This window comes from Enterobacter chuandaensis (genome assembly GCF_003594915.1).
GTDB classification, from domain to species: Bacteria; Pseudomonadota; Gammaproteobacteria; order Enterobacterales; family Enterobacteriaceae; genus Enterobacter; species Enterobacter chuandaensis.
On sequence record NZ_QZCS01000004.1, the window covers coordinates 304825 to 331133 of the forward strand.

A 26309-nucleotide genomic window follows, 5' to 3' on the forward strand; every position below is an offset into this window, starting at 1 on the left:
CCCCATTAACGCACCGCAGAGTATCGTTACACTGGTAAAAGATTCACAGAATTTATTATTTGAGAAGAAAAATGAAAAAGCTCATCGCGTTAAGTGTTATCAGCCTTGTCCTCAGCGGCTGCGTTAATCCGGGCAAAGCATCCGTTCAGCCGGATCAGCTGAAGAGCCACCGTTTTGTTCTGGAAAACGTGGACGGCAAATCCGTGAAGGGCATGACAACGCAGCCTGAGATCGCTTTTAACGCGCTTCCCGACATTAGCCTCATTGATAACATTAGCGTTTCGGGCCAGATGTGTAACCGCTTCAACGGACAGGGAAAATTGTCTGAAGGCGAGCTAAAAGTGAAAGCGCTGGCGATGACGCGCAAACTTTGTACCGAACCACAGATGAACGAGCTGGATCAGGCCATCGGCGACATGCTGCGCAAAGGGGCGCAGGTCGACCTGACTGAAGACCAGTTGACGCTGGCGACTGCCGATAAAACGCTGATGTTTAAGCGTGCTGAATAATCAGTAGTTACCGCAGCTTCCAACGGCAAGCGACTGTTCACTGCAGCGTTTGCCGTTTGGCAAGGCGCACATCCCAATAGCAGAGCCATCAAGCTGGCGAGCAACAGACAGTGAGCCGCCAATCATGGCGCAGTTGGCCTGGCCTGAACTGGACATTGCCGCTTTCATTCCCGGCGCCACGTGGGCCGCCGTGGCCTGCTGCACAGGTTCACTGCTACATGCCGACAACAATAATGCGGCACACCCTACCAAAAATGCTGAACGCATGCTCTCTCCCCCTTATTTTGTGCGAAACCTATGCATCATAGGCATCACATCCCGTGTCGTCGAGAGCAGAAGTGCGTATTTATGCGCTACTGAAACAATTTCTCGCATTTTTTTCGCCCTAAGTTTGATCTAACCATTGATGGCGAGAATACTGAGGACACAAAAGCGAAAATTGTAAAACCCCCCGTTTGCTAGACTACAAAGATAATATTCAGGGTTTGTCGCCTTATGACAGCCCCCTATTTTTGCGCAATGTAAGGGTGTCGTTCTATGCAAACTATTGACGGTAATGGTGCAGTTGCCTCAGTCGCGTTTCGCACCAGTGAAGTTATCGCCATCTACCCGATCACGCCGAGTTCCACCATGGCTGAACAGGCGGATGCCTGGGCGGGAAACGGATTAAAAAACGTCTGGGGCGATGTCCCGAGAGTGGTTGAAATGCAGTCTGAAGCGGGAGCCATTGCCACGGTACATGGCGCGCTTCAGACAGGCGCACTCTCGACGTCGTTTACCTCTTCTCAGGGATTGCTGTTAATGATCCCAACCCTGTATAAGCTCGCCGGACAGCTGACCCCCTTCGTCCTGCACGTCGCGGCGCGTACCGTTGCTACTCACGCGCTTTCCATCTTTGGCGATCACTCCGACGTGATGGCCGTGCGCCAGACCGGGTGCGCGATGCTGTGTGCCAGCAGCGTTCAGGAAGCGCAGGACTTTGCCTTAATTTCGCATATCGCCACGCTTAAAAGTCGCGTGCCGTTTATTCACTTCTTTGATGGTTTCCGCACCTCTCACGAAATCAACAAAATCGTCCCACTGGCGGACGAGACTATCCTGGATCTGCTGCCGCAGGCGGAAATTGACGCGCATCGCGCCCGCGCCCTGAACCCGGAACATCCGGTTATCCGTGGGACATCGGCAAATCCGGATACCTATTTCCAGTCCCGCGAGGCCACAAACCCGTGGTACAACGCGGTTTATGACCACGTCGAGCAGGCAATGAATGACTTTGCCGCCGCAACAGGACGCGAGTACAAACCGTTCGAATACTACGGTCATCCGCAGGCCGAGCGCGTGATTGTGCTGATGGGCTCGGCTATCGGCACCTGTGAAGAGGTGGTCGACGAGCTGTTAACCCGCGGCGAAAAGGTCGGCGTGTTAAAAGTGCGCCTTTATCGCCCGTTCTCTGCTAAACATCTGCTCTCTGCCCTGCCGGAAAGCGCGCGCGCGGTGGCGGTGCTCGATCGAACCAAAGAGCCGGGCGCACACGCGGAACCGCTGTATCTGGACGTGATGACCGCGCTGGCAGAAGCCTTTAATAACGGCGAACGTGAAACGCTACCGCGCGTTATCGGCGGTCGCTATGGCCTGTCTTCCAAAGAGTTTGGGCCGGACTGCGTGCTGGCCGTGTTCAACGAGCTAAGGGAAGCGAAACCCAAGCCGCGCTTCACGGTCGGCATTTATGACGACGTAACGAATCTTTCCCTGCCCCTGCCGGAAAATACCCTGCCTGCAACAGCCAAACTCGAGGCGCTGTTTTACGGTCTGGGCAGCGACGGCAGCGTCTCGGCTACCAAGAACAACATCAAGATCATCGGCAATTCGACGCCGTGGTACGCCCAGGGCTACTTCGTCTACGACTCTAAAAAAGCGGGCGGACTGACCGTTTCTCACCTGCGCGTCAGCGAGCATCCTATTCGCTCGGCCTACCTTATTTCTCAGGCCGACTTTGTTGGCTGTCACCAGCTGCAGTTTATCGACAAATACCAGATGGCTGAGCGCCTGAAGCCCGGCGGTATTTTCCTGCTTAATACGCCGTACAGCACGGACGAGGTCTGGGCGCGCCTGCCTCAGGAAGTGCAGACGGTGCTTAACCAGAAAAAGGCCCGTTTCTATGTGGTCAACGCGGCGAAAATCGCGCGCGAATGTGGCCTGGCTGCGCGTATTAACACCGTAATGCAAATGGCCTTCTTCCATCTGACCCAGATCCTGCCGGGCGACAGTGCGCTGGTGGAACTGCAGGGTGCGATAGCCAAAAGCTACAGCAGCAAGGGCCAGGAGCTGGTAGAACGTAACTGGCAGGCGCTGGCGCTGGCACGCGAGTCACTGTTCGAGGTGCCGCTGCAGCCGGTCAATGACGCCAGCCCGAGCCGCCCTCCGGTGGTCTCTGATGCCGCGCCTGATTTCGTGAAAACCGTGACGGCCGCCATGCTGGCCGGGCTGGGTGACGCCCTGCCCGTCTCCGCGCTACCGCCGGACGGAACCTGGCCGATGGGCACGACGCGCTGGGAAAAACGCAATATTGCCGAAGCGATCCCGATCTGGAAAGAAGAGCTCTGTACGCAGTGTAACCACTGCGTAGCGGCCTGTCCGCACTCGGCCATTCGGGCCAAAGTGGTTTCACCGGATGCGATGGAAGATGCTCCGGCCAGCCTGCACTCGCTGGATGTGAAATCCCGCGATATGCGCGGCCAGAAGTATGTCCTGCAGGTTGCGCCGGAAGACTGTACCGGGTGTAACCTGTGCGTCGAGGTCTGCCCGGCGAAAGACAGGCAGAACCCGGACATCAAGGCCATCAATATGATGTCGCGTCTTGAGCACGTTGAAGAAGAAAAAGTGAACTATGACTTCTTCCTGAACCTGCCAGAAATCGATCGCAGCCAGCTGGAACGTATTGATATTCGCACCTCGCAGCTGATCACGCCGCTGTTCGAGTACTCCGGCGCCTGCTCCGGCTGCGGTGAAACGCCGTACATCAAACTGCTTACCCAGCTGTACGGTGACCGAATGCTGATCGCTAACGCCACCGGCTGCTCATCCATCTACGGGGGCAATTTGCCTTCTACACCGTACACCACCGATGCGAATGGTCGCGGCCCGGCATGGGCAAACTCCCTGTTCGAGGATAACGCCGAGTTCGGGCTCGGCTTCCGCCTGACGGTTGACCAGCACCGCGCGCGCGTGATGCGTTTGCTGGAACAGTTTGCCGACCAGATCCCTGACGAACTCAATGTTGCACTTCACGCCGAAGCAATGCCAGAGGTGCGCCGTGAGCAGGTGGCTGAGCTGCGTCGCGCCCTTCAGGGTGTTGCAGGCGCAGAGCAACTGCTGACCGACGCTGATGCCCTGGTCGAAAAATCGATCTGGCTGATTGGCGGCGACGGTTGGGCTTACGACATCGGCTTTGGCGGGCTGGATCACGTGTTAAGCCTGACCGAAAATGTCAACATTCTGGTTCTGGATACGCAGTGTTATTCCAACACCGGTGGTCAGGCATCGAAAGCCACGCCGCTGGGCGCCGTCACGAAATTCGGTGAGCACGGCAAACGCAAGGCGCGTAAGGATCTCGGCGTGAGCATGATGATGTACGGCCACGTTTACGTCGCGCAGATCTCGCTGGGCGCGCAGCTCAACCAGACGGTGAAAGCGATACAGGAGGCGGAAGCCTATCCGGGTCCGTCGCTGATCATCGCCTACAGCCCGTGCGAAGAACATGGTTATGACCTGGCGCTCAGCCATGATCAGATGCGTCAGCTGACGGCGACCGGCTTCTGGCCGCTCTACCGGTTCGATCCGCGCCGTGCGGACGAGGGCAAATTACCGCTGGCACTGGATTCACGTCCGCCGTCAGATGCCCTGGCAGAGACGCTAATGCAGGAGCAGCGCTTCCGTCGTCTGAATGCGCAACAGCCAGAGGTGGCAGAACAGCTCTGGAGAGATGCCGCAGCCGATTTGCAAAAACGGTATGACTTCCTGGCGCAGCTGGCAGGAAAAGCCGAAAAATCCAGCAGCGACTAAACCCTCTGCCCGGCTCGTCCGGGCATTTTTTTGCTATAAAAAAAGCCCGATGTATTCACATCGGGCTCGTCCAGATAATTAATGAATATCACTTTAGTTTCCTAAATAACATTCATACTAATTATGGATAAATAATCTTAAAGGCATATAACGGGGCAAAGATTACCTGACTTAACCGCTAATTAATAATTTTTATTTAATATGATTGAATTTAAATCATTCACCAAACAAATGATCATTACCGCGGATTTATTCAGTTTAGATTTTACTTAATTCGTAACAATTATATTTTATTACTATCCCGCAGGTGTGATTTAGCATGGGACAACTTTCTTATTGGGAAAGTTCAACAGGTAATTAAATAAAAACAACTGCAAAGGAATATCACAATGCAAAGAAAAGTACTGGCTCTGATGATTCCGGCTCTGTTAATGGCTGGCGCTGCGCACGCAGCAGAAATTTATAATAAAGACGGTAACAAGCTGGATCTGTACGGAAAAGTAGATGGCCTGCACTACTTCTCCGATGACGCGTCTAAAGATGGCGATCAAACCTATATGCGTCTGGGTTTCAAGGGTGAAACACAGATCAACGACATGATGACCGGTTACGCGCAGTGGGAATACAACATTCAGGCGAATAACACCGAAGGGTCTGATAATCAGTCCTGGACGCGTCTGGCCTTCGCCGGTGTAAAAGTGGGTGACTATGGTTCCTTTGACTACGGCCGTAACTATGGCGTTCTGTACGACGTTGAAGGCTGGACAGATATGCTGCCTGAGTTTGGCGGCGATTCTTACACCTATGCCGATAACTTTATGACCGGCCGCGCCAACGGTGTAGCAACCTACCGTAACACCGACTTCTATGGTCTGGTGCAGGGTCTGAACTTCGCGCTGCAGTATCAGGGCAACAACGAAGGCAGTAATTGCGATGAGAACAACAATTGCTCTCAGGAAGGCACCAACAACGGCCGCGACACGCGTCATGAGAATGGGGACGGCTTCGGTATCTCTACCACCTATGATTTTGGCATGGGGATCAGTGCCGGTGCCGCCTACACCTCTTCTGACCGTACCAATGACCAGGTGACGCAAACCACAGCGGGCGGTGACAAAGCAGATGCCTGGACTGCAGGCCTGAAATATGACGCCAATAATATCTATCTGGCGGCAATGTATTCTGAAACCCGCAACATGACGCCTTATGGTGATAACGCCGACGCCGTGGCGAATAAGACTCAGAACTTCGAAGTGACCGCGCAGTACCAGTTCGATTTCGGTCTGCGTCCGGCCATTTCTTACCTGCAGTCAAAAGGTAAAGATCTGGCTAACGGCCAGGGCGATCAGGACCTGGTTAAATATGCAGACGTAGGCGCGACCTACTATTTCAACAAGAACATGTCCACCTACGTTGATTATAAAATCAACCTGCTGGATGAAGATGACAGCTTCTACAAAAACAACGGCATCAGCACCGATGACGTCGTTGCATTAGGCCTGGTGTACCAGTTCTGATAATGAGAGCCCGCAGCATGATGCGGGCTCCTCTTTTTGATGTTCGTCTCACAACAGCATATTATCGCGATATTGTTGAGGGTAAGTTGAATAAAAGCGGGTTAGACTGCGCCGATATCCCCCTCTTCATTAAGGATAACAGCGTTGTTTGGTCGTGTATCCGTTGCCATACTGACACTCTTAGCGTGCTTGTGGATGGCGTTAATTTTTGATTTTTTTGGTATTGTTGGGCATCTCGGTGCACTGTTAAACCATCTGGATCGTCATTGACGGTGAGTCTCTGAAAACAAAAAGCCACCAGCAGGGCCGGTGGCGGTCATACTCGTTGCGAGTATTACTTTTTCACGGGTTGAGGTTTTTTATCCCCTGATTCGGGAGCCTCACGCGGATCGTCTTTTTCTACACAGAGCATAATTTCTCCTGTTTTAGAAACCCACTTCCCACTATAGCCAGGCTGATAAAAAAAAGGCCAGGCGGTAATTAACCTTTATTGGTCTCTTTTTTGCGAAACGAGAGATAGCCAAATACGCCGCTTTCACCATCGCTCGGATGGTTTACGCCATCCATCACCGTCACTTCGGGGAAGTCAAACGGCGACACGTTTTCAAAACAGGCGACATTTACGCCGTATTCATTTGGGTTCGAACGACGCTGATGGAACGTGTAAATCCCGCAGACCGAGCAGAAGAAATGCCGCGCCGTCCCCGTGTTAAAACGGTACTCCGTCAGCTTATCCTCACCTCTGGTCACGGTAATACCCGACAGCGGTGCAGAGACCACAACCGCGCCCCGCATACGGCAAAAAGAGCAGCTGCAGCGCCGCGCGGTATTAAAGCCGTCAGTGAGTACGACGGTATATGCCACCGCACCACAATGGCACTGTGCATGACGAATGTCAGCCATCGGTTATACCCCTTTTCTCACCAGCTCGGCGGCCTTAACGAAAACCTCATCTTCTACACCATCGCCTTTCTGCCTGCCCAGCCTGACCAGTTCGTTGACAATGCTGTCGCGATCGATCGGTTTCTGCGATGAAACCAGCCCAATGACAGCGGCACCAATCGCCAGCCCCACTAATCCTGTTTGTTCGTCTTTGTTCTTCATACTCATGCTCCTGATACAACAAACAAGCGTAGCAGGAATTTTAATGACGCAACGTCAGACCATCTTAGAAGCTCAGGTAAACCTGAGGTCAACGTTCACTTTGTGCGTTCCTGATGATGCTCAAAAAAGAATAAAGGGACAGAAATAATACAGCGCCCCCGTGGCCAGGATGCTCACGACGGCACTTACGTAAAACCAGGTTTTAAACGGCTGCTTCTGCGTTTTATGGCGAAAGAGCTGTTGACCCAGGATGGCGCCGGGCCACCCTCCCACCGCGCCAAACGCCAGTAAAGTGACTTCCGGTATCCTGCGCATCCCTTTTCGTACCGCCGTTTTATCGACGCCATAAATCGCTATCGTCAGCATATTGATCAGCAGAAACCATATGGCAAAGGGATACGAGGTAAAAAGGCTGCCGATCGCAGCGACGATCAGCAGGACACAACAAAAGCGATTCAATGTCATAGGGGCAGTCGTGGAAGTGTAAGTGCATGTCGTGAAAGCATTTATGTCTTGTCGAAGATTTTATATTAAAGAATGCCTGAATTAAACACGGCGACAGTCCGGGAAGATGAGGGGTATAAAGATCGGACCACTCTTTAGATCACCGCATTCCATAAGCTGGCTAAACACGTTTTTTTTGTGTAAAAAGGTGGACTCATTCAGCAGGTGCTCAACGTGAAATCCATTCGGCTAATTTTAAAGCTCATAGCAGCATCATTTTATGTGTTCGCGGTTGTTTTTGTCTCTGGATTTGTAGGTTCGAGTACAGCCAGTGCAATTAATTTTGAAACACTTAACCTAAATTACGCATTAATCGCAAAGAACTCGGCGGTATACGCAATCTGCGCAACTGGTGCGACATTGGTTGTTCCACCTGCCCTATATTTAATCCAGCATTATGTCTGGTCAGTGTTGAAGTTTATCGGCCTTAAGATTCGCTACTTCTTTCATGGATACTAAACCTCCGTAACTGACGAGTCGTCACTTATTTTTCTCGTTACTCTATGGATGGACGTTCGCATTGCTTTAGCGAGGCTTTATATTTACGCCTTCATCAATCGCTGAACCGACGTCCTATAGACTGATCGGAGGTGTATCATGACTGCATCATTGCTCTTGGGTGCCAGTTATCCCCTTAAAAGCTTCATGGGCGATCCTCTCGTAGGGATCCCCATGGCGTTATGCGCTAGCGGGGAGATTCGCCGTAGAATGGATCTTACCTGGCTAATTGCAATAGTATGCTTGTTATAAAAACCATGGAGGTGACATGTTTTCCTTTCTCAACACATTTAAACGGCTCATAGGCAAGCAGCAGGCGGTGCCGATCGTCCAGCCAGAGTATTCAGATGAACAGCTTTTGCAGTGGGCTACCGGTTGCATGTTAGAAGGTTTGCCAGATGAATTTTATGAGGCGAGAATTTCATGCTTCCGTAACATCGATAGTGAAGGACGCATAGCAGTTGCAGCTATACATGACTTCAAATTAAACAGCGAAAGCGAATATACATCCTTCACTCCGCCAGATGATCTTTACGCCACGCAATGTATTGAGAAAATACTTAACGAAAAGGACTGGAGCCAAGCCACTATAACTTTCGACCCACAAAAGACTCGATTTCAGTGGCAATAAAAAAGCCTGTTCAAAACCATAAGAGTCTTAATTGGGTGGCGGGTCACCTCATACACTGAGTGTAGATATATTCCTGAAGTGTTCTCAATGCTGTTTGGTCACTAATAATTCCATCTCTGGTACCGAGAACGTTTCGTCCAGCAGCATTAGAGAGTTCGACGGTTTCATCATTGCCCACGCTGGAGAGCCTGGGGTATCGGTTGTGGCTGGAACTGGACAGCGCCCTTTGACGAGCACCCTACTACCATAATCAAGCTTGCGCTGCAGAATATAATTTTCAGCTTTCGCATCGGCCAATTCCTTCGTGTATTTTGTATCCAGCGCAACGGCATCGCGCTGGCGTTTCTGCATATCTTTCATTGCAGTGTTTGCCAGGCTGAGTTTCTCAGTTGTTTTGTCGCGGTAGTAGTTAATCGCCCATGTCATGGAAACCAGCCGGAAGATAACGACAGCGCAAATGATGGCGGTCAATCGGCTCATTTCTGACCCCACACGCAGACTTCGCGCTCAATCTCGCGACAGGTCATCAGCTTCTTCCACTGCTTGCCACCGGCATACGTCCAGCGCTGCAGTTCTTTGCATGCACCCGGAACGTCGACGGAATTTCACTTTTTAAGCAGCGTCGATCTGCTAAACGCTCTAGTTCCCACGTTGTAGGTTAAAGAGTAAAGTGCGGCACGAGTGGTTTCGTGAACATGAACCTTAATCAGCGGGTCGATAGCTGCAGCAAACTTGCGCAGGTCTAATTGAAGCAAAGCACCACATTCTTTATCGGTGTAGCGGTGACCGTCAGCACCACAGCCCAAAACCGAGATGTTTTCATCACCGTGAGTATGGTGCGATGGAATATCAAAACCTGCGATTTGTTTTCATGCACAGGATGCGCAAGGACAAATAGAAAGCCTACCACTCTTTATCGAGTATCGGCTCCAGATTTAACGCAGCTGTAAAACGTGCTGGTATTCGCCGCCGGAATCTGTACCATACGCGACATATCTTTGCCTGCTGGCTTTTATTTGCTGGCGCTAACCCATCTCTCGCCGCTACTGGCTCCGAAAGTAGTAATAAATGCAAGAAAATCAATCAAATACAAAGAAAGAGCAATACAACCTGAATAAGCTACGCTGATTTTGCCAACCCATTGATGTCATTTGATTTATCATTTAATTCAATTAGTTATAGCATAATAACTTCTCCCTAAAGCTACCCAGAACTACATTTTTAGTGCCCTTTTTTTGCCCCTATTCCACAATTTTGCCCCTAATTTTAGTCAGTGCGCACCTCTTTTTCTCCCTGCCCTATACTTTCATTCTGACATCTGGTTCGAGGTTTCTATGTGTGGACGTTTTGCACAAGCTCAAACGCGTGAAGAATATCTGGTTTGCCTGGCCAATGAAGCCGATCGCGACATCGCGTACGGCCCTGAACCAATCGGACGTTACAACGTGGCACCCGGCACAAAGGTGTTGCTGCTGAGCGAACGTGACGAACTGCTGTATCTTGATCCTGTATTTTAGGGCTACGCGCCCGGGTGGTGGGACAAGCCGCCTTTGATTAATGCTCGTGTAGAAACCGCGGCCACCAGCAGAATGTTTAAACCTCTGTGGCAACATGGCCGGGCGATATGCTTTGCAGATGGATGGTTCGAATGGAAGAAAGTAGGTGACAAGAAACAGCCTTATTTTATCCATCGGGTAGACGGTCAGCCGATTTTTATGGAGGCGATCGGCAGAACACCGTTTGAGCGAGGCGATGAAGCAGAAGGTTTTCTGATAGTAACGTCTGGCGCTGGCAAAGGCCTAGTGGATATTCACGGCCGCCAGCCCCTGGTCCTATCGCCAGAAGCGGCCCGGAAATGGATGCGCCAGGATGTTGGAGGAAAAGAAGCGGAAGAGATAGCAGCCGACGGTGCTGTCCCCGCCGACAAATTCATATGGCACGCCGTGACGCGCGCCGTGGGAAATGTGAAGAATCAGGGACCGGAGCTAATCGAATTTTCCATGAGAAGTGCTTAAGAAGAGCCATTGTGACTTTGTTTACATTAAGAGTGCAGTTTATGGATATTAATGGTTTTTTTGGCTGGTTATTTGATAAGATTGAGAGCGTATATAAACATACTTCTATGAGTAAATCATACCATATGGAATTATTAAGTTTCAAAAATTCAACCTGATAAATGTATTGCAGCTTTAGCGTATTTTATGTCAGCGGAGCTAATTATGCTTTTTTAATGTGCATAGTATTACTCCCTTGCTAGAGTCCCTTCAGGTGGAATGAACGGTGGAAAATCAAGCACCTCCCCACTGTTAAAAACAGCCATATTTAGTAGTAGACTTTTATTTTAAAAAGATATAATAAAGCAAAAGTATCGGCAGAGTACATTACAGATAAAATCGATAAGGAATGATGAATGAGTCGAAAAAACAGACAGCTTGTATCCTTAACTGAAACTCTCAGAGAGTTTAAAGCGCTATCAGAACTAACGATATCAAGGATATCCAGTGTTAGTGGTTTGGATAAAGATATAAATAGTAAATTTGATGATGGTGATATGATAGCTGGCGGCTTTAAGTACGAGGATGTTGGCTTTACATTTATTGATAGATGCTCCGATGATATGGGTTTGCATCGATTATCATGTCAGTTCACATTCGATTTAGAAGATCTAAATACTAATTTATCAAAAACATCAATCCAGAGCGCAATAAAGAGATTCGAATTACTAAAAATAGGTATAAAAGCTATTGAGCTGGATGCTGATGAAAAAAAATTCGTTATTTCATTTTGTATAGACATGATTAGCTCAGGGGACAAAAAAATTGTAGATAGAGATTCTGTGATATCTTACATTAAGATATTAAAAACTTCTGCTGACTTTTTCTGGGCACTGTATGAGAAATCAACTAAGGATTTAAATGATAAATGACATGGTCAAAAGTTATCTCATTTATAATAAACCTGATTGGTTCATCATTAATATCCTTTATACTCTCAAAAGGAACTTGGGATGTTAAGGTTGCAGGTTCCGTATATGCGGCATACACATTAATCTATATGCTTTGTTCTGATTACTTGGCTGGCTTGGATAAAAATACATCTATCTCAAAAGCTAAGTCTGAGTTAGAAGACGCAAAGAAAATGCTGCTAGCTTATGAAATATGTATGCTGGATGCCCATCATTGCGCCTTAAGTTGCATAACAAACAAATTGAAAGGCGAAGGACTTATTTATCAACTTAACTACATTGTAACAATGTTATCAGAAGTTAAGCACAATGCCAGTAACAAAGGGAATGAATATAAAAGGAGAGAACCGAAAAGTGATGATATGGCCGAATTCATAGCTGGTAAGTAGCAACCAGGGCGTAGCTTCGTTATGTGCGCCTTCTTTAATTTACCATCCACCACATTACACTATCTATTTCTAACTTGGGTCTATACATTCAATCCATTTCTATAAAAAGACACCTGCAGCTATAAATGGTTGCACTGCAAATGAGTATCATCGCCCACCCTATCGCTATGAGATAGAGAATTTTATACATAGGATTAATAGACATTTTCAGAATCCTGCGAATTCAAGACACTCATTAAAAATTGAGTTTCAAGTTTGAAAGTCCCTGTATTTTTCGCATAAGTAATTGGCGAACTCATCTATAATCTGTATGCCAACCCACAATATCAGGAAAAGCACTCAACACTGAATGTTATTAATAAGAAATTTTCTAATTAATTTTTAACTTAAACTAATTACGCTCATTTTTTTTCAAGAAAATCATAGTGGTCATATATCTTAAAAGCCTATCTTACTCTAAGAAGATCGGAATATCTTGTAGTATATCGAGGCGACTGCATTTCTCGCTTCATTTGCCACTGCTGTTGTATGCCCTGCCCGGCAAAGTAAAGTGTTCCTTTCCCGTCTTTCGCGTTGAGATGATCGAGGACCTCCATCAACTTATCGCTTCCTGCGCGTGGCGCGTTCTCATCGAACAAGTTGAGCAGGCCACACCCTGGCTGAAAAAATCCCCAAGCATGATCCCCGCCTTCTGGTACCTGTGGCCACCCTTCCAGATTTTGTTCAGGCACTTTACTGCAGCGTTGATGATGTCGCGGCTATCGCCGGTGTTTTCCGGGAAACCCCCAGTTCAGACGAATACCCCAGTTAATGCCCGTAGCCATAAATCCCACTGGCATGGGCGGATTGGCGTCGATTACTTCCGTAAAGCTTTGCAGCGTCATCGTGTCGCCAGTCTTCGCGCTATTAGCATCGGCTGTAATCTTGCGCTGCCTGATGGCCTAGGTGCTGCCAGCCTGAGGTAAATCATTACGTTGGCTGCGTTCATAACCTGAAGTGGTTTTCCCGATCACGCTTGTATTTAGCACCGTCTGCCAGGTCCCGACATCTATCTGCAGGTCAATTGCGTAGTTGACCGAATAGCCAACCAGATCGCCATCGTCCTCCTGTTTGAATAGAGAAGGCCATTTTAGACGCAGACGAACCGCAGAAAGTTGGGTGTTGGTAAAAGTACGCGTCCATGCGGTGGTGCTGGAAATTTCGGAACCTACATTGATTTCGTTTCCGGTACCCGGGATCCCTTGAATGTATTTTTGCGCCTGAGTTACAGAACGAAACTCCCAAGCCACACCGCTGAAGTTCTGTGAACCATCTTCGTTCTCAAGTGCGGTGCCATCGGGATAAATATCGCGCGCAGTAAGGCTACCAGCAAACTCCCCCTCTCCCAGCGCGAGAAGGATTTTTGCCTTGGCTACTGACTGCAGATCGTCTGGCTGTTCTGAAGGAGTTCTTGAGCTTGAACTGCCGCCCTTGCGGCTTTTAATAGCGATTGCTATAGCCATATTGCGCCCATAAAAAAAGCCACCGGGAGGTGCCTTGTTGATAAATCTATTTACTGTTGGTCTTCTACATATGATCAAATCGCCCGGCATTGGCGATCCAATGAATTCTCGGAACCCACATTCGTACCAGTAATCCTGATAAAAATTATCCGGATAGGAGTCCTCCCACCACGGATAATCAACACGGTAATCCTTAAGTTCGACATCATGCTCCTGCCGGAAATAGCTCATCACCAGCCCCCAACAGTCGTAGTGTCCGAGCACAAACGGGCGCCCGAGCAGCGGCAATTCGCCGCGAGGAGTAATGGTGCGAAAGTCTCCCTCCGGCCAACTGACAATATGCCAGGGCAGCAACGTTGCATCGCATTGAGCCTTGTCCAGTTCGCTTGGTTGAGTCGTCGCGTCCGGGTGGCTATGAACGATTCCCGTTATCGTGCCCCAATCTTCAGCAGCAGCGTAATCCTCTGGCGCAAGGTGAAACTGTTCCGTTGGTTCGGCAGCCAGATTACGGCATGGGAAATAGCGTTCCACCCGGCTTTTCTGTGCTATCACACCACAGCATTCGCGGGGATATTCTTTCGCTGCATGCGCTAGGATGGCCTGAATCGTTTTCTGACGCATATTAGCTTCTGATCAAAGATGTTCCCGGAAAACCACCGAAAGGAAGTTCATTGTGTTCACCAAACCGAAGCTTGCAGGCGGTAAGCGTGCCGTTGCATTCATTCAATGAGGGATTGCTTACCGGATTGTTGTTTTTGTCGAAGTAAAGCGTGCCGACATAATCGCACCCATCGCCGGTGCGGTACCTATTCCGGATGCACCATGTGCAAAGGGAATGCAGCTGTCTGGTCGGAATCATCAATCCCTGCAGATCCATCGGGCTGGTAAGAACAAACTCGATACTTTCACCGGGAAGCTCGCTATTTTTACCGTCGATATAGAAAACCCGCTTCCTCACCTGCAAGGGATCTGCTGTTGGATTTCCATCCGAGAAATTGCGCGCATCCAGGTAATGCGCAAAAGTGTCATGAATCGTAACTTTGGCCTGCAGCATATCGTTATAGGCCAGACAGAGCGCAGTGATAGAGCTGTCAATGTTGGCAACGGTGAGCGTCGGCTGGGCGCTACTGCCATCGGTTGACGCTTCCAGTCCCACGAGCTTATATGGCCAGGCACCATACTCTTCGCCCTGCCACCAGATACTCTTCGCCTTTAACTTTGATTCGTCGCCAGCAGCAGCCGCAATCTCTTCTTCAGTATGCGGGAGGTTATAAGCGTGAAAGCGCAGAACGTCGTCCAGACCAAACGCAGAACCGTCTACCTCAAGAAGACGTATTTTTTCACCCGGTTCGAGGCGTTGATAATCTTCAGTAATAATGGTGCGTATGCCTGTTTGAAGGTTGCTTTTATGGTCATCACTTTGCTGGATAGCGGCTGGGCTTTAATGGAATCAGCTTCAATCCGGTATAAACCGGTTTCGCCAACAGGAGACGTCCAGATAAAGGATTTTGTGATGTACTTGCGGCAAAAACTCAGCGCATCGAGCATCTCTGCTTTTTTCCCGTTAAGGTCCCAGTCTTTTTTCAGCTGGAGACGCTGTCATCATATGCGCCGGCCATTTGTTCGTTGTAGTCCTGCCATCCCTGCAAAATATCTGTTTTCGCCCAGTCGGGAACGAGGTTAATCGCAGCAGCGATAGAGGAAGAAATGATCTGGTTCAGCTTCTGGAAAACGATCACAACGCTGTAATAAATTGCGTTGAATTCCTTCAGTGTGTTTGATGCCAGCTCAGCTACCCACTGACCGATACTTTGCATGGCCTTAGACGCCCAGCCCTTGATATTCAGCCACAGGCGACCAAACGGCGTCAGCGAGTCGTAAGCCTGTTCTCCACGTTGTGCCATCGTATCGCCAAACAGGTCCATGGCCTGTGTAAGTGCAGCGGTCTGGTCCCTCTGCTTCGCCAGCTCATCAATATGCTTAAGCTGCGAAACAGTCAGGAAGTTGTATTCTTCGTTTAGGCTCTGAAGGGCTTTAACCGGATCCTTTTCAATATCCTGATATGCCTTGGTGATGTCCTGCGCCGAAACAATACCGGTTTGAACGGCAAGTGCCGTAGAGCCCGCTGCTTTTTCAAGCTGCTGCTGTGTCAGCGATCCCATGCCAACCAGTTCAGTCATCAGACTTTGAACGGTTCCTACAGTAGCACCAGTAGAGGCAGCAATAGACTGGGAGGAAGCCATGATCTGAAGCGCTGACGTGCCGGCAATGTTGCCAGTCCTGATAATGGCCTTATTGATTTCGTCGTAGGCGGTGAAGTAGTCCGATCCCGCTTTGGCTGCAATCAGTACAGCGCCAGCCAGGCCACCAATGGCCACTCGGGCAGGGGTCACTATCGACAACATCGCTTTCAGCGCATTGCCTACACCGCCAAACGAGTCACGTAGCTGACCGCCCTGCTGAATAGCAACCATATAAACCGGCATACCGGAAGCCTGCGCAACGTTAGGATTCGCTATGAGCTGACGACCGTAGTTTGGGTCTCTATAACCAGCACGCGCAGCGGTGGATGTGGTGTTATTGTCCTTCAGGTATTCAGCAATGAAGCGCTTTACCTTCGCGCTAAGCCTTATCTCCACCAACTCTTCTGCGCTTTGTTCTTTCTGCGCAGTGCGCACTTTTTCTGCGAAGGTATTTGCGCAATTTGCGCAGAAGGTTTTTTGATATATCGACGTGCGGTAGCGTAGTTCAGTCCCTGCGCTTCACACCATTCCTTCGGTGATACGCCGGTTGCGGCATGTTCGGACAGGAACCGTTGCTGAAGCTCGCCCCAGTCCGGTTTTGCCATAATGTCCTCTAGTTTTTGGTTTGGAATTGAGAGATATTAATAACTTGAATTGATGAGGGACTCGCTATAGAACATTTCTTGTTTGTCGGCGAGTGCCATGTTTAATACTAATGGAAATTGTGGTTATGGAAAAATACTCAAAAGAATACATGGACAACCTAGCTAATATTGCTGCATGTATTGTTGGTGCCGGTATCGCGGCTTCACAAATGATACAAAATACGATGAAAAGAAATAGTGTACTGGAAAAGCAGAAAGAAGCGCTCATCGCATTGGAAGAATTTGGCTATTCTCTTCATCATCAACAAGAGGATATTGGCGAAATCAAGTGCCCTGAGTACTTAGTCGTTGATATTCATAGCGGGATGACCATCCTTAAATTCAATGAGGGCTACAATATGGTTACTTGGTGGTACCATAAACTTACTTCGTATTGATAATACCATAACCAAATTAACGCAACTCACTAGCACATGGGCCTTGTGACGAAGACCATTATCTAAAACTTCATTCGGTTAAGAGGAATTTTGGCTGCGTAAGCGAAAGTATCTGATCAAACTTTAGGGCAGAAGTATCTTCTCTCGCTTGCGCGCATTCAACATTTTACTGCCGATGCGCGCTTTCACTTCGGACGTGACGACCTATAGAGTATGGTGTTGTAGGGCATTTCCTCCCTTTTCATGCCATTGAGTTAATTGCTCAGACATGCAGTTAACTGCCTGAATATAGTGAAATTTGTTAGCATTGCTGAAGCACCAGTAAAGCCCATGACCACCAACATGTAATCGTCCTTTGTCAGTATGGACATGAGCTTAGTATCGCCATTTTTATCAATGAAATCAGCCACCTAAAAATTGAGGGAAGCGAATTCTGGTGGGCATCCCGATTTCACATGTCTGATTTTCCGAAGTTCGTTGTCATGACGCTAACCGAAGTAATCAGCGATCTTCTGAGTGGTAGCACTAACTGACATCCTCAACAGCTCATTCCAAAGGGTCAGGTTCGGTGGTTAATCTGCACATGCGGTGCGCATTTTTCTACGGTCATAATAATCCCCGCATTTCGCGAATGCTTAATTCGATCATTTAAATTCAGATAGATAAAATCAATGATTGAATAAGTATTTGTTATGTTGTATAGCTTTAAATTGACATGATCACCTAATATATTTTTATCTTTTGTTTATTTAAGGCACTGCACTTTTATGTAGTCCTGCAAATATCCGACTTGCTTAGTCACTGTGATGATTCTTTCTCTGAGGGTGAAATAATCCCGTTCAGCAGAGTCAGTAAGTCGGGGGCCGGAAGCATCGCCCATGCCGCCGGTGTTGGCCGTTCCGTTCGCGGGACATCTGGCGTTGACGTGCAGCCCACACTTACTAGTGCTAACGCAACGCTGCAGATCAGTATTCCTGAGTGGTGTTTGATAAGTTGTAATTCTAGCGCCATGGTTCTCTCCGTGGCGCATCAGGTATAGGGTGTTCAGGCCTATGAAAGAATAATATCAGACGGTGATGTAACTCGGTACCCCAGTCGTTTTGCAAATTGCATAAACCCGTTGAGAGTGAAGATTTCTTCCTCTTCGAGTAACGGTCGTAATGAAACTATTCCATTTACTCGATAAACCAGATATCTCCCTTCCGCCGGGAAGCTATAGATAACTGCTTTATCGGCCCTTCTGACCACGTCGTACCATTGATCATCTGCATTAAAGGCATCTGCACTACACACTATTTCCCCCAGAGCGACTTATTGACGCGGTAAACAGTAATCGGGAACAGCCAGGGGAACGCAAACAGCGATACTCTTTGAAACTGCTCCAGTGAAATTCACGCGATTAATAAAACCACTCGTCCGCGCTTTCCCAGGTCTCCTGCACGATATGTTCGACTTCTTTCTTGTCCCCCCCGAAAACAGTCAAACCATCATTACTGGCACGCCTAAGCGTAAGCTGGCAATCATCAAACTGCTTGCTGAGTCTATTGAGCAGTTCTGACTCGAGCGCAGGTATAACCCCATCAGGAAGTTTCTTCATGCGATCAATGGTTAACGCGATTCTCATTTTTCCCCCCACAACGGATTACTGTGTTTATATACAGTATATTTATAAACTTATCTCATGATTTTTGCAACGTTTTGAGGTTGTATATTCAAGACTAGCGGCACTGAGTTGTAGATGCATGGTAAAGGGTATTTAACGTAGCGTTACGTCTAGTGAATAAGGGGCCTGGACAACGACCTTCCTTCTGCGCAGAAGCTTATGCTGTATTAATTTTGGGAGCTCTCGGGCTAAAAACACAATTTTACTTGATTTATTTACTTAACAAAGATAAACATGAATCGGAATGTTATTGATTATTTAATGTCTTACTTTTTTTTTGAAAATGAGGAATGCAATATATGTCAAGCGTAAGAGAGTATGAAATTGCTCTTTCATTCGCAAATGAAGAAAGAGATTACGTCAAACAGGTAGCCGATCTATTAATACAATCTGGTGTAAAGGTATTTTACGATGCATTCGAAGAAGAAAAACTTTGGGGAAAAGACCTATATACTTATCTAACTGAGATATATAAAGAAAAGGCTCTTTATACTATAATGTTCATTTCATCGAATTATGCCCAAAAACTATGGACAAATCATGAAAGAAGAGCAATGCAAGCAAGAGCATTCCAAGAAAGTGCTGAATACATACTTCCTGCACGATTTGATGATACAGAAATACCTGGTATATTGCCCACAATCGGTTTCATATCTCTTCTAAATCGCTCTCCTCAAGATTTTGTAGAAATAATCAATAGAAAACTGGTGAACAGTGGAAGAACTATCCCTTCTGAATCAATAAGAAAAGCTTACTTCTCAGTGTCCCCACTTCCCAAAATAAACCCATTGCATTTAAGAGTGGTTGTGAAATCTTCTACAGGAGAAATAGTCCCCGCTGCAACAGTAGTTGCAATTGCAGACAACGATACTATTAAACAAGGAACGACTGATGCAAATGGCTCATTGACTTTAGAAATTTTTACTCGAAGAAGTTACTCTATTTTAGTAGCCCACCCCAATTTTGCAGGTGCAATATATCCTAATGTAGATCCCGCAATAGATATTGAAATAATTCTTCATGCCACTGAAACCATTGGTTCTGTAATTATTAATGGGATTGGGTATATAAATGGTTTAGAGGGGCGATTAAATCCTATAATGGATAGCAGTAACAGAACATATCTTTATGCAGATAATATAGCTATTAATGATGGAGAAATTCAACCCGTGCCTTTTGAAATAAACTCACCAATCACTTTAGAGGATTGTAATGGCGTAATAATCGAAGCAGTTTTCAAGCACATCCAAGGGAAATCTTCTTTAATTCAATTTTTTCATCCGCGAAAATAACACCTGTACATTTCGCAAGAGATTTTGAGCTTAATATAAATTCAGTCTCCTTGATAGCATGTAATGCATCGTGGGTGTGATAAACTGTACCATTAATGCCATAATGTCTACCGCTGGCATAGTTTATCAAACATCGTCAAGATTTGATTTTCTTTATTTATTGAAGCAAGTCAAATGAGCATAAATTATTTAAACATAGCTGACGCAGAGTAAATTAATATAAAAGAGACCTTCCTCATGGAGGGTCTCTTTTAAGATAGCCCCTTACTTTTTATGGGACGGGGTTTATCTATTATTTGATTGCATCTAAAATAAAGACCGCTATCGCTCTCACTTAATATTAACCGTACCAAACAACCAACTGTTTATTCAGGAGTTTTAATATCTTTTAGTATAAAACTCTAACGAGAACATATAAATTAATGACACATTATTTAGTTACATGTTTTCACAATAGGCTTTGAAATTAATTTCTTATTAGGTTTCGCGGATTCATAACGTTCATTATCAATCGTGATATTATTCTCAATTCTATAACGGAGATCACATGAAGTTGACCTACCATCTAAATAACTCAGTATTTCCTTCTGTATTTTCTCTTGTGACTCCAATAAATCAATCAATCTAGAACTGGTTGTTGCATTTTTAGAGTCGTTTTGCAGATTAGTTTTCACATCATAAACAACAGACACAACCAATATGTATATTACATATACGACAATATAGAAACCCCATATGCTCACGGACTTTAAGGCATCGAGATCATACTTTTTTAAATAAGGTTTCCAGTTAAAAAAATTCACGTTTTGATCTGTATCTTCATCACTTAAAGCCTCGTATACATGCCTATACTTTTTCTCAATAGACAGATAATAGGAATCTATTAGAGCGAAAAATAACGTTACAAAGAAGAAAGGAATGAACTTTTGCCATAAAGGAAAGTTTCCATCCAACCAATAGCCAGTAATAAAAAAACCAAAAACCGTGATAAATATTGTTTTTATACTTATCGAAACCGTACCCATGCGGGTTATAATTGTTTGTAGTGTTGATAACGAAGCTATTTTTGCAGCCAAACTCGTATTGTTATCCTGAACCATAGAATCCCCTACACTTAGAAAATTAGCGTTACATATTATTTATGCATTTCTCTATATATTGAATTTAACCAATAAAAACACTTATCATCTTGATACTTTAAATTTCCGATATCGCCAATTTCATTATCCATTATCAAATTCATCGTATTTTCAGATACAGGAATTAAGTGTTCTAATGGTGCAATATATTCAACACTAACATTTGCAGACTCAGATATCTTCTCCATTTCTTGTCCTGCTTTTATAAATGATTCAGTAGCAACAAACTTTCTTTTTGGATGCCATCTTCTTTCAATAACAGATGTGTATTTTAACTCACTATATATCCATGGAGAAAAGGTTGCCATCTCTAGTGTGTCCGTACAGTGGATTGAGTTAGGAGTATTCAAAAACCAACAAGAGTCACTAAGATTTATTGCATCTAATAAAGCATCCGCCAGTATTAAATAGAAATTACTTGCAACTTTCATACAAGAGTCGTAGATCAAGTACTCATTATTATCCCCGCAAGGAAAATGCTCATGATTTATTTCTGAAATAATCGAATCAACATGCCCCCAGAATTCAGAATCAATAAAACTTTTAATCCCATAGTTGTCATAGAGTTTATTTGCTATATATTTAGCCGTATTAGCATCTTTGTGACTATGTGAAATAAATATATGATAACCACCCTTCGGAAACCAGTTCTTAACAACATCAGAATGTTTGTAAATGACAGAAATGTCTTTTTTATCAATTGCATCTTTTATAACTTTCTTTAATTCTTTATTAAAATCTGATGTTTCATATTTCAGCGTTTGCTCATCAAAAAGCCTATCAAAAGTTATATTAAATCCGAATTTCATTTCGCAATCCCTTTTTATTTATAAAAGTCTATACTATTGCGCCATGCGAGAGTTTGTCAAGAATGAAACGATAATCATACAATAAAAGTGATGGATTTAGGTTAAGTTTCCTTCAAGCTAATCATTGTTATCAAAGTTTATCCTAATCATTATCTTTTAACTCACTACTGTAAACGAACCAATCAACCAAAAATATAACATCTCCACAATTACACACACGCATAATAATTCCATCAATTGACTATTGGAATTGATATATTCTCTCGCATTTGCTTGGGGTAACTTTATCAAACACTCCTCGGGTGGCTACAGCAACTTGGATTGTGCTTCCATGCTATATGACTCATACACTCACCACCCCTAAGATCATTTGACCACTAAAATAATTTGGATATAACTCTTTTGTTCTTATATCAGCGTACAGGAAATGTGCCTTTAAACCATCATGTAGTCAGTAACTTAGGTGCTCACGCCGAAATCCCCTTTCCTCTTGCCAGGTTAATTCTGGCAACGCATTCCCTTAATGCTTTAACTTGCTACGGGAAGAGTTCTGATTCATCAATGTGGGCCAGAAGCACGTTGAGGGAGCGCTCAATATCGATTTTAGTCAACCGTAACAGATTACCTTAACCCAACGTGGCGAGAACTTGCTGAGACCGATTGCTCTTGTGACGCGTAGTTTCATGAGATGCCTCTTAACCGCCAGTGGTGGCGATTTGTAACCACGCTTGTAACATAATGTTTAGGTTAATTATCTTCACGGTTTTTTTGATCACTTATTACTCGCTCCGCTTCCCGGTCGTAGCCATCTGCTAAAACTCTTAAGGTAACGGCGAATCGTTGATAACCTGCATCTTCTACTGCCTCTGCTTTTGTCCGGAACGTATCCGCCAGTTTTCTCTCAGCTTGCCCGGTTGGATCGACCCAGTGTGCACCGCGAGAATTGTAGGTCCCTCGTCTATAGCCTTCACGCATGCTTTCAGCATCTCGGTCATTTAATGCAGAAGCGATCGCTCGGTTTATCCATAAGCCATCAGGATCGGAGGGTGCATTAATTAGAACTTCGCCGATTTTGCTTAGTGCAATCTCCAAATGATCTGATTCTGTTGCATATTCCTTAACCTTCTCAAGCCATTTAGTAAAGTTATCTGCGCTAAATGAACCATTTTGTTGGCTGCCCGGTGGAGTCTCCCATTTATCCAAGAGTCGCCATGCATTTCTTGCAATGGCTTTCGATTGCTCAGTGGGTTCACTGGCTGAAGCATCCTCTTTTTCGGAACGGAAAATAAGTCGAATTATCTCGCAGAAAAACTCGGGATCAGTAGCCATCCTGTTTTCCAGTAACTGGGGCACAGTACCTCTATGACCATCCAGCAGAGGAATATATGCCCACTCAACGCTAAATAGATCATCCTGATCTACATCAGATTTAGTCTGAAGATATTTGATTAAAGTCGTTATGTGGTATGTGTCCATATTGGAGCTTGATTCATCAGTTGAAAGGGCCGCCAGCAACGCACGAACACACTGATTTGCATCGATGGGCTGCTTGTTCTGTTGCATTCTGTACAGACAGTGGATTGCCGCATGGGGTCTGCCATGTTCAATCAGTTTATCAATGGCACCAGCCAGCTCCCCTTCAGACTGATAAGCATTAGCATCGGTACGGGTCCAGTATTCGCTTTCGAAAGCTTGAAGGTATTGAGAAGCTCGTCCCCATGTCTCTCCGGAAAAAGGTAAATAGGCAAGGAACTGGCCTAGCTGTTTAGGAGTCCAGCCAGATTTGCTTAGATTGTCGCACCACTCCCAGCCTTTGAGCCAAAAACGCTTCCAGATAAAGGCACTTACCAATGCCTTGTGCTTATTTTCTGTTGTATCCAAGAAATGAGGTAACAGGATGGTTTCGAACACATCATTGCTGAACGTTCCAAGTACACTGCCGACCTTGTCGGGTGCAGAAACGTTGTCAGCAAATCGCATAACACCCTCAGCCCCATTAAGCCGAAAAATTTCCGAAATTGCGGATTCGCGCCTCGCTTCGATTTTCTTTTGCTGTTCTTCCCAGTCACCATTTTCATCGTAGAGATCAAAATCCTGGTTTGAGAAAAGATGCTGGTATAAGTTAAATGGATTGGTAGGAGCCAATTGCTCGGCAACATTTTCGATGCTGTTGATCAAATTATCAGGCAAAGCCCACTTGGCATCAGAGTATCGCCTGTGTTTATTTGATAACTGATTGAGATGCTCCCATATCAAAACACGTTTTTCTTCATGCAAGTCGATAATAGGTTTAGAGGAGAGAACCTCAAGAAGTTGCTCGGAAGCAGGGGCTGGCAGATGATCAAAATGGTCAATTAATTCGATCAGGCGACCTATATCTTCTCCGGCGCTCGCTACGGCAAGCTCGGCATAAAACAATGTCTGCTGCCAGTACTCCTGATTCGTTACTTCGTTTTCCCAGTCATCGGGAATGGTTCGACGCCAAGAAGGTTTGTGTGTCCCAAAAGAGGTTTGTTGTTGGCCAGGTAAAAGCCGAACAAGCAAATTCCAGGCAATATCAGGCCATTCTTTAATAATGACTTTTACAGCAACCTGTCGCTTTTCAATTGATGCGAGTGTTCGCGGCAACCACGGCAATAATATAGTGGAAAGCGAATTGGATGGCCGGTTAGACCACTTCCCTCCCGGGTCGTGACTGGAGAGTTCAGCAAGCACAGCACAGACCCTGACCAAATGTTGTTCATCCCAGGCTAACCCTTCCAGGGCCCATAGCAGCCCAGTTAGATAATTTCCACCAGTAATGCCATTTCCCTCTTGAGAGAATAGCTCATCGAATGCACAGGGTGTCTGGTGCATTGCCTTCTCAACTGCATCAAGAAATTTTGCGGGAGCAGCTTCAGCGAGCGTGGGTAATAAGCCGTTCAGGCTACCCCATAAAACCCAGTCCGCTTCATTTAAAATTTCACGAATTGCCACATTACTGCAAGCTTCAGCCTTTCCCTGAGAACAGTTAATGCAAGCCTCTGGTTGGCTCCCCAGGATAGCCATACCCTCAGCTATACCTTGTCGCAACATAGGTGAAAAATGAAGTACCTTTCCATAAATGTTCGCAGCGTAACGCTCTTCAGCGGGTAATTCAAAAACAGGGTCTGGCTCTTTAAGTACTGATATTGTGAGAGACTTGAACAAATCGAGATTCTGGTCAAGTATACGGGACCCCAGAATACTCCACAGTTCAATTCGATTAGCTACTTTCCAGACGCCATTTCTGACAGACAAAGGACTGTCTGGTGCATGTAATATTTCTCGCGCCTTCCTTAACCATTCGTCATAACTAATACCAAGTAATTGGGTCAGCACTTCCAGATCATATTCATTTTTTTCATTCCACCTCCCGACCAATACTGCGATGGCTAAACAGGAAGCATCAGGATGGTGGGCCCAGTCGGTTTTTACTGCCTGCGGTACCGTCCTTAATTCTTCAGGAATCGTAGCAACGACTCTTTGTTTGAAGACATCTAAAAGATCGTCTGGGATCTTGCTGGGTGTGATAGTTCCAGCATCCTGATTCCACGTTTGCACAATATCGACTATCCGCGACCAGACCCATTGAGGATATTGCTGATGAAATTGCGCGATGTGGGAATGCAGCAGAGACAGAACAACACCGAATTCATTACCCAGATCGTAGCCGAGCAAGTGGAAATGGTTCAAAAATTCATACAGTTCATCATCTGTTAGATCGGTACCGTCATTTGCTACCTTCAGGTGATACTGGAAGACCTCCAGTTTCTCATTGCTTCTGGCTGGGCTAAACTTAGCTTGCCGCACGTTCCTTAGAAATTCATCCACATTTTTGGTATGCCTAGCTTGACTAAGCAGCCATTTCACATTGTGGGTATCGGTCGAACTTAGAGGACCGGTGATCAGCGCAATGACATCATTCTTCCTGTTGAATACCTCAGGATTATTGAAATCATTCCAGGCGGCCTGTATCACCTCCCCAAATATCGCGCTACCTTGTGTAATTGAAATAGAATGCTTGATTTGCCCAAGAAGTTTCTGCTTTTCTTTACTGGTAGGATTCTCAACAACGACAATGAGATCGTCGGTATCAAAACCTTCAATTTTTCCCTGAAGTTTGATTTCTACAATAGGCCAGCAAGGAAGACATGGGGCATTGCCGCAAGTGAGCATCAGTGCAACAAACGACGCCTGAACATGTGCCTCAAAATGAACACCGCCACCGCCTGTAGAAAAAGGATTGCTCAGATTTTTTGTATTTGCCATAAACAACCACTTCCGTATTTTTGATTCAGAATAAATCAGAAATTGGCTAACTCAAACTTTATTCCGCTCGTAACGTAAATTGCGATTGTTTATGTATACATTCTTATGGGGTCAGTCCACTGTCCAATAAATGTCCGCTGATCGCTCATA

The 26309-nt window shown here is 46.1% G+C and carries 21 protein-coding genes and 9 pseudogenes; 10 read left to right on the forward strand and 20 right to left on the reverse strand.

Annotated features, from left to right (window positions below; genetic code table 11):
* Nucleotides 1-71: 71 nt before the first annotated feature.
* Nucleotides 72-509, forward strand: a complete 438-nt coding sequence (hslJ, locus tag D5066_RS09055) for a heat shock protein HslJ (RefSeq protein ID WP_119915737.1) — start codon at nucleotides 72-74, stop codon at nucleotides 507-509.
* On the opposite strand, the gene D5066_RS09060 is transcribed toward hslJ, so the two are convergent.
* On the reverse strand, nucleotides 510-776 hold the full coding sequence (locus D5066_RS09060) for a putative hemolysin (protein WP_032658293.1): 267 nt from the start codon (nucleotides 774-776) through the stop codon (nucleotides 510-512).
* Between the two features lie 270 nt (nucleotides 777-1046).
* On the opposite strand from D5066_RS09060, the gene nifJ reads away from it, so the two are divergent.
* Both nifJ and ompC read left to right on the forward strand, forming a co-directional pair.
* Complete coding sequence (nifJ, locus tag D5066_RS09065) at nucleotides 1047-4571, forward strand: pyruvate:ferredoxin (flavodoxin) oxidoreductase (protein WP_119915738.1); 3525 nt, start codon at nucleotides 1047-1049, stop codon at nucleotides 4569-4571.
* Nucleotides 4572-4960: 389 nt separating this feature from the next.
* Nucleotides 4961-6088 carry a porin OmpC gene (ompC, locus tag D5066_RS09070; protein ID WP_119915739.1) on the forward strand — a complete coding sequence of 376 codons (1128 nt, stop codon included), beginning with the start codon at nucleotides 4961-4963 and terminating at the stop codon, nucleotides 6086-6088.
* Between the two features lie 334 nt (nucleotides 6089-6422).
* Here the strand turns inward: ompC and D5066_RS23065 are convergent, their stop codons facing one another.
* The 4 genes from D5066_RS23065 to D5066_RS09085 form a co-directional block, all read right to left on the reverse strand.
* Nucleotides 6423-6500 carry a hypothetical protein gene (locus D5066_RS23065; protein WP_223239581.1) on the reverse strand — a complete coding sequence of 26 codons (78 nt, stop codon included), beginning with the start codon at nucleotides 6498-6500 and terminating at the stop codon, nucleotides 6423-6425.
* A 68-nt stretch (nucleotides 6501-6568) separates the two neighbouring features.
* A complete protein-coding gene (locus D5066_RS09075) occupies nucleotides 6569-6991 on the reverse strand; it encodes a GFA family protein (RefSeq protein ID WP_119915740.1) in 423 nt (140 codons plus the stop codon).
* Between the two features lie 3 nt (nucleotides 6992-6994).
* Entirely contained in the window at nucleotides 6995-7192 is a 198-nt protein-coding gene (locus tag D5066_RS09080) for a hypothetical protein (protein WP_080329258.1), read from the reverse strand.
* A gap of 120 nt (nucleotides 7193-7312) precedes the next feature.
* Nucleotides 7313-7657, reverse strand: a complete 345-nt coding sequence (locus D5066_RS09085; protein ID WP_119915741.1) for a DUF1294 domain-containing protein — start codon at nucleotides 7655-7657, stop codon at nucleotides 7313-7315.
* An 805-nt stretch (nucleotides 7658-8462) separates the two neighbouring features.
* Between D5066_RS09085 and D5066_RS09090 the strand changes: the two genes are divergently transcribed.
* On the forward strand, nucleotides 8463-8825 hold the full coding sequence (locus tag D5066_RS09090) for a hypothetical protein (protein WP_119915742.1): 363 nt from the start codon (nucleotides 8463-8465) through the stop codon (nucleotides 8823-8825).
* Between the two features lie 43 nt (nucleotides 8826-8868).
* Here the strand turns inward: D5066_RS09090 and D5066_RS23320 are convergent, their stop codons facing one another.
* From D5066_RS23320 to D5066_RS09100, 3 genes and pseudogenes are all read right to left on the reverse strand, one after another.
* Nucleotides 8869-9003 (reverse strand): lysis system spanin subunit, encoded by a 135-nt coding sequence (locus D5066_RS23320; RefSeq protein WP_419179112.1) that lies wholly within the window; start codon nucleotides 9001-9003, stop codon nucleotides 8869-8871.
* Nucleotides 8973-9305 (reverse strand): annotated as a pseudogene (locus tag D5066_RS09095) (lysis system i-spanin subunit Rz); the annotation flags it as partial. The pseudogene D5066_RS09095 and the gene D5066_RS23320, both read right to left, overlap by 31 nt.
* Nucleotides 9302-9613: pseudogene (locus D5066_RS09100) on the reverse strand (lysozyme); the annotation flags it as partial. The pseudogenes D5066_RS09100 and D5066_RS09095, both read right to left, overlap by 4 nt.
* On the opposite strand from D5066_RS09100, the pseudogene D5066_RS23070 reads away from it, so the two are divergent.
* From D5066_RS23070 to D5066_RS09120, 4 genes and pseudogenes are all read left to right on the forward strand, one after another.
* Nucleotides 9595-9873: pseudogene (locus D5066_RS23070) on the forward strand (site-specific integrase); the annotation flags it as partial. The pseudogenes D5066_RS09100 and D5066_RS23070 overlap by 19 nt on opposite strands.
* 286 nt (nucleotides 9874-10159) lie before the next feature.
* Nucleotides 10160-10840: pseudogene (locus D5066_RS09110) on the forward strand (SOS response-associated peptidase).
* Nucleotides 10841-11235: 395 nt separating this feature from the next.
* Nucleotides 11236-11751, forward strand: coding sequence for a hypothetical protein (locus D5066_RS09115; RefSeq protein ID WP_119915743.1), 516 nt, complete (start codon nucleotides 11236-11238; stop codon nucleotides 11749-11751).
* Nucleotides 11748-12179 carry a hypothetical protein gene (locus D5066_RS09120; protein WP_119915744.1) on the forward strand — a complete coding sequence of 144 codons (432 nt, stop codon included), beginning with the start codon at nucleotides 11748-11750 and terminating at the stop codon, nucleotides 12177-12179. The genes D5066_RS09115 and D5066_RS09120 overlap by 4 nt, the downstream gene beginning before the upstream one ends.
* 446 nt (nucleotides 12180-12625) lie before the next feature.
* Here D5066_RS09120 and D5066_RS09125 read toward each other — a convergent pair.
* The 6 genes and pseudogenes from D5066_RS09125 to D5066_RS09150 all read right to left on the reverse strand — a co-directional run.
* Nucleotides 12626-12948 (reverse strand): annotated as a pseudogene (locus D5066_RS09125) (DUF4113 domain-containing protein); the annotation flags it as partial.
* A gap of 64 nt (nucleotides 12949-13012) precedes the next feature.
* A pseudogene (gene gpJ / locus D5066_RS09130) lies at nucleotides 13013-13681 on the reverse strand (TipJ family phage tail tip protein); the annotation flags it as partial.
* A gap of 69 nt (nucleotides 13682-13750) precedes the next feature.
* A pseudogene (locus D5066_RS09135) lies at nucleotides 13751-14302 on the reverse strand (C40 family peptidase); the annotation flags it as partial.
* A gap of 1 nt (nucleotide 14303) precedes the next feature.
* Nucleotides 14304-15059 (reverse strand): phage minor tail protein L, encoded by a 756-nt coding sequence (locus D5066_RS09140; RefSeq protein WP_119915745.1) that lies wholly within the window; start codon nucleotides 15057-15059, stop codon nucleotides 14304-14306.
* A complete protein-coding gene (locus tag D5066_RS09145) occupies nucleotides 14999-15229 on the reverse strand; it encodes a phage tail protein (protein ID WP_208861679.1) in 231 nt (76 codons plus the stop codon). Before D5066_RS09145 ends, D5066_RS09140 begins: the two co-directional genes overlap by 61 nt.
* 35 nt (nucleotides 15230-15264) lie before the next feature.
* A pseudogene (locus D5066_RS09150) lies at nucleotides 15265-16529 on the reverse strand (phage tail length tape measure family protein).
* Nucleotides 16530-16654: 125 nt separating this feature from the next.
* On the opposite strand from D5066_RS09150, the gene D5066_RS09155 reads away from it, so the two are divergent.
* Nucleotides 16655-16966, forward strand: coding sequence for a hypothetical protein (locus D5066_RS09155; RefSeq protein WP_119915746.1), 312 nt, complete (start codon nucleotides 16655-16657; stop codon nucleotides 16964-16966).
* A 745-nt stretch (nucleotides 16967-17711) separates the two neighbouring features.
* Here the strand turns inward: D5066_RS09155 and D5066_RS23075 are convergent.
* The 3 genes and pseudogenes from D5066_RS23075 to D5066_RS09175 form a co-directional block, all read right to left on the reverse strand.
* Nucleotides 17712-17897, reverse strand: a complete 186-nt coding sequence (locus tag D5066_RS23075; protein ID WP_419179113.1) for a lysis system i-spanin subunit Rz — start codon at nucleotides 17895-17897, stop codon at nucleotides 17712-17714.
* Nucleotides 17834-17977, reverse strand: a pseudogene (locus D5066_RS23220) (hypothetical protein); the annotation flags it as partial. The gene D5066_RS23075 and the pseudogene D5066_RS23220, both read right to left, overlap by 64 nt.
* A gap of 388 nt (nucleotides 17978-18365) precedes the next feature.
* Nucleotides 18366-18590 carry a DinI family protein gene (locus D5066_RS09175; protein ID WP_119915747.1) on the reverse strand — a complete coding sequence of 75 codons (225 nt, stop codon included), beginning with the start codon at nucleotides 18588-18590 and terminating at the stop codon, nucleotides 18366-18368.
* Between the two features lie 338 nt (nucleotides 18591-18928).
* Here D5066_RS09175 and D5066_RS09180 point away from each other — a divergent pair, with 338 nt between their 5' ends.
* Nucleotides 18929-19921, forward strand: a complete 993-nt coding sequence (locus tag D5066_RS09180) for a TIR domain-containing protein (protein ID WP_119915748.1) — start codon at nucleotides 18929-18931, stop codon at nucleotides 19919-19921.
* Between the two features lie 434 nt (nucleotides 19922-20355).
* Here D5066_RS09180 and D5066_RS09185 read toward each other — a convergent pair whose 3' ends face one another.
* The 3 genes from D5066_RS09185 to D5066_RS09200 form a co-directional block, all read right to left on the reverse strand.
* The gene (locus tag D5066_RS09185; RefSeq protein ID WP_119915749.1) at nucleotides 20356-21021 is read right to left on the reverse strand and encodes an AtpZ/AtpI family protein; all 666 of its coding nucleotides are present in this window, start codon (nucleotides 21019-21021) and stop codon (nucleotides 20356-20358) included.
* A gap of 35 nt (nucleotides 21022-21056) precedes the next feature.
* Nucleotides 21057-21869, reverse strand: a complete 813-nt coding sequence (locus tag D5066_RS09190; protein ID WP_119915750.1) for a toll/interleukin-1 receptor domain-containing protein — start codon at nucleotides 21867-21869, stop codon at nucleotides 21057-21059.
* 747 nt (nucleotides 21870-22616) lie between these two features.
* Nucleotides 22617-26159, reverse strand: a complete 3543-nt coding sequence (locus D5066_RS09200; RefSeq protein ID WP_119915751.1) for a hypothetical protein — start codon at nucleotides 26157-26159, stop codon at nucleotides 22617-22619.
* Nucleotides 26160-26309: the final 150 nt, after the last annotated feature.

Excerpts from the sequence above, each read along its gene's own strand:
- D5066_RS09200 (WP_119915751.1), bottom strand. The coding sequence starts at position 26,159 with ATGGCAAATACAAAAAATCTGAGCAATCCTTTTTCTACAGGCGGTGGC.
- D5066_RS09090 (WP_119915742.1), top strand. The coding sequence starts at position 8,463 with ATGTTTTCCTTTCTCAACACATTTAAACGGCTCATAGGCAAGCAGCAG.
- D5066_RS09115 (WP_119915743.1), top strand. The coding sequence starts at position 11,236 with ATGAGTCGAAAAAACAGACAGCTTGTATCCTTAACTGAAACTCTCAGA.
- D5066_RS09175 (WP_119915747.1), bottom strand. The coding sequence starts at position 18,590 with ATGAGAATCGCGTTAACCATTGATCGCATGAAGAAACTTCCTGATGGG.
- D5066_RS09080 (WP_080329258.1), bottom strand. The coding sequence starts at position 7,192 with ATGAAGAACAAAGACGAACAAACAGGATTAGTGGGGCTGGCGATTGGT.
- D5066_RS09185 (WP_119915749.1), bottom strand. The coding sequence starts at position 21,021 with ATGGTTCAGGATAACAATACGAGTTTGGCTGCAAAAATAGCTTCGTTA.
- nifJ (WP_119915738.1), top strand. The coding sequence starts at position 1,047 with ATGCAAACTATTGACGGTAATGGTGCAGTTGCCTCAGTCGCGTTTCGC.
- D5066_RS09075 (WP_119915740.1), bottom strand. The coding sequence starts at position 6,991 with ATGGCTGACATTCGTCATGCACAGTGCCATTGTGGTGCGGTGGCATAT.
- D5066_RS09060 (WP_032658293.1), bottom strand. The coding sequence starts at position 776 with ATGCGTTCAGCATTTTTGGTAGGGTGTGCCGCATTATTGTTGTCGGCA.
- D5066_RS09120 (WP_119915744.1), top strand. The coding sequence starts at position 11,748 with ATGACATGGTCAAAAGTTATCTCATTTATAATAAACCTGATTGGTTCA.
- D5066_RS23065 (WP_223239581.1), bottom strand. The coding sequence starts at position 6,500 with ATGCTCTGTGTAGAAAAAGACGATCCGCGTGAGGCTCCCGAATCAGGG.
- D5066_RS09190 (WP_119915750.1), bottom strand. The coding sequence starts at position 21,869 with ATGAAATTCGGATTTAATATAACTTTTGATAGGCTTTTTGATGAGCAA.
- ompC (WP_119915739.1), top strand. The coding sequence starts at position 4,961 with ATGCAAAGAAAAGTACTGGCTCTGATGATTCCGGCTCTGTTAATGGCT.
- D5066_RS09155 (WP_119915746.1), top strand. The coding sequence starts at position 16,655 with ATGGAAAAATACTCAAAAGAATACATGGACAACCTAGCTAATATTGCT.
- hslJ (WP_119915737.1), top strand. The coding sequence starts at position 72 with ATGAAAAAGCTCATCGCGTTAAGTGTTATCAGCCTTGTCCTCAGCGGC.
- D5066_RS09085 (WP_119915741.1), bottom strand. The coding sequence starts at position 7,657 with ATGACATTGAATCGCTTTTGTTGTGTCCTGCTGATCGTCGCTGCGATC.
- D5066_RS09145 (WP_208861679.1), bottom strand. The coding sequence starts at position 15,229 with ATGCTCGATGCGCTGAGTTTTTGCCGCAAGTACATCACAAAATCCTTT.
- D5066_RS09180 (WP_119915748.1), top strand. The coding sequence starts at position 18,929 with ATGTCAAGCGTAAGAGAGTATGAAATTGCTCTTTCATTCGCAAATGAA.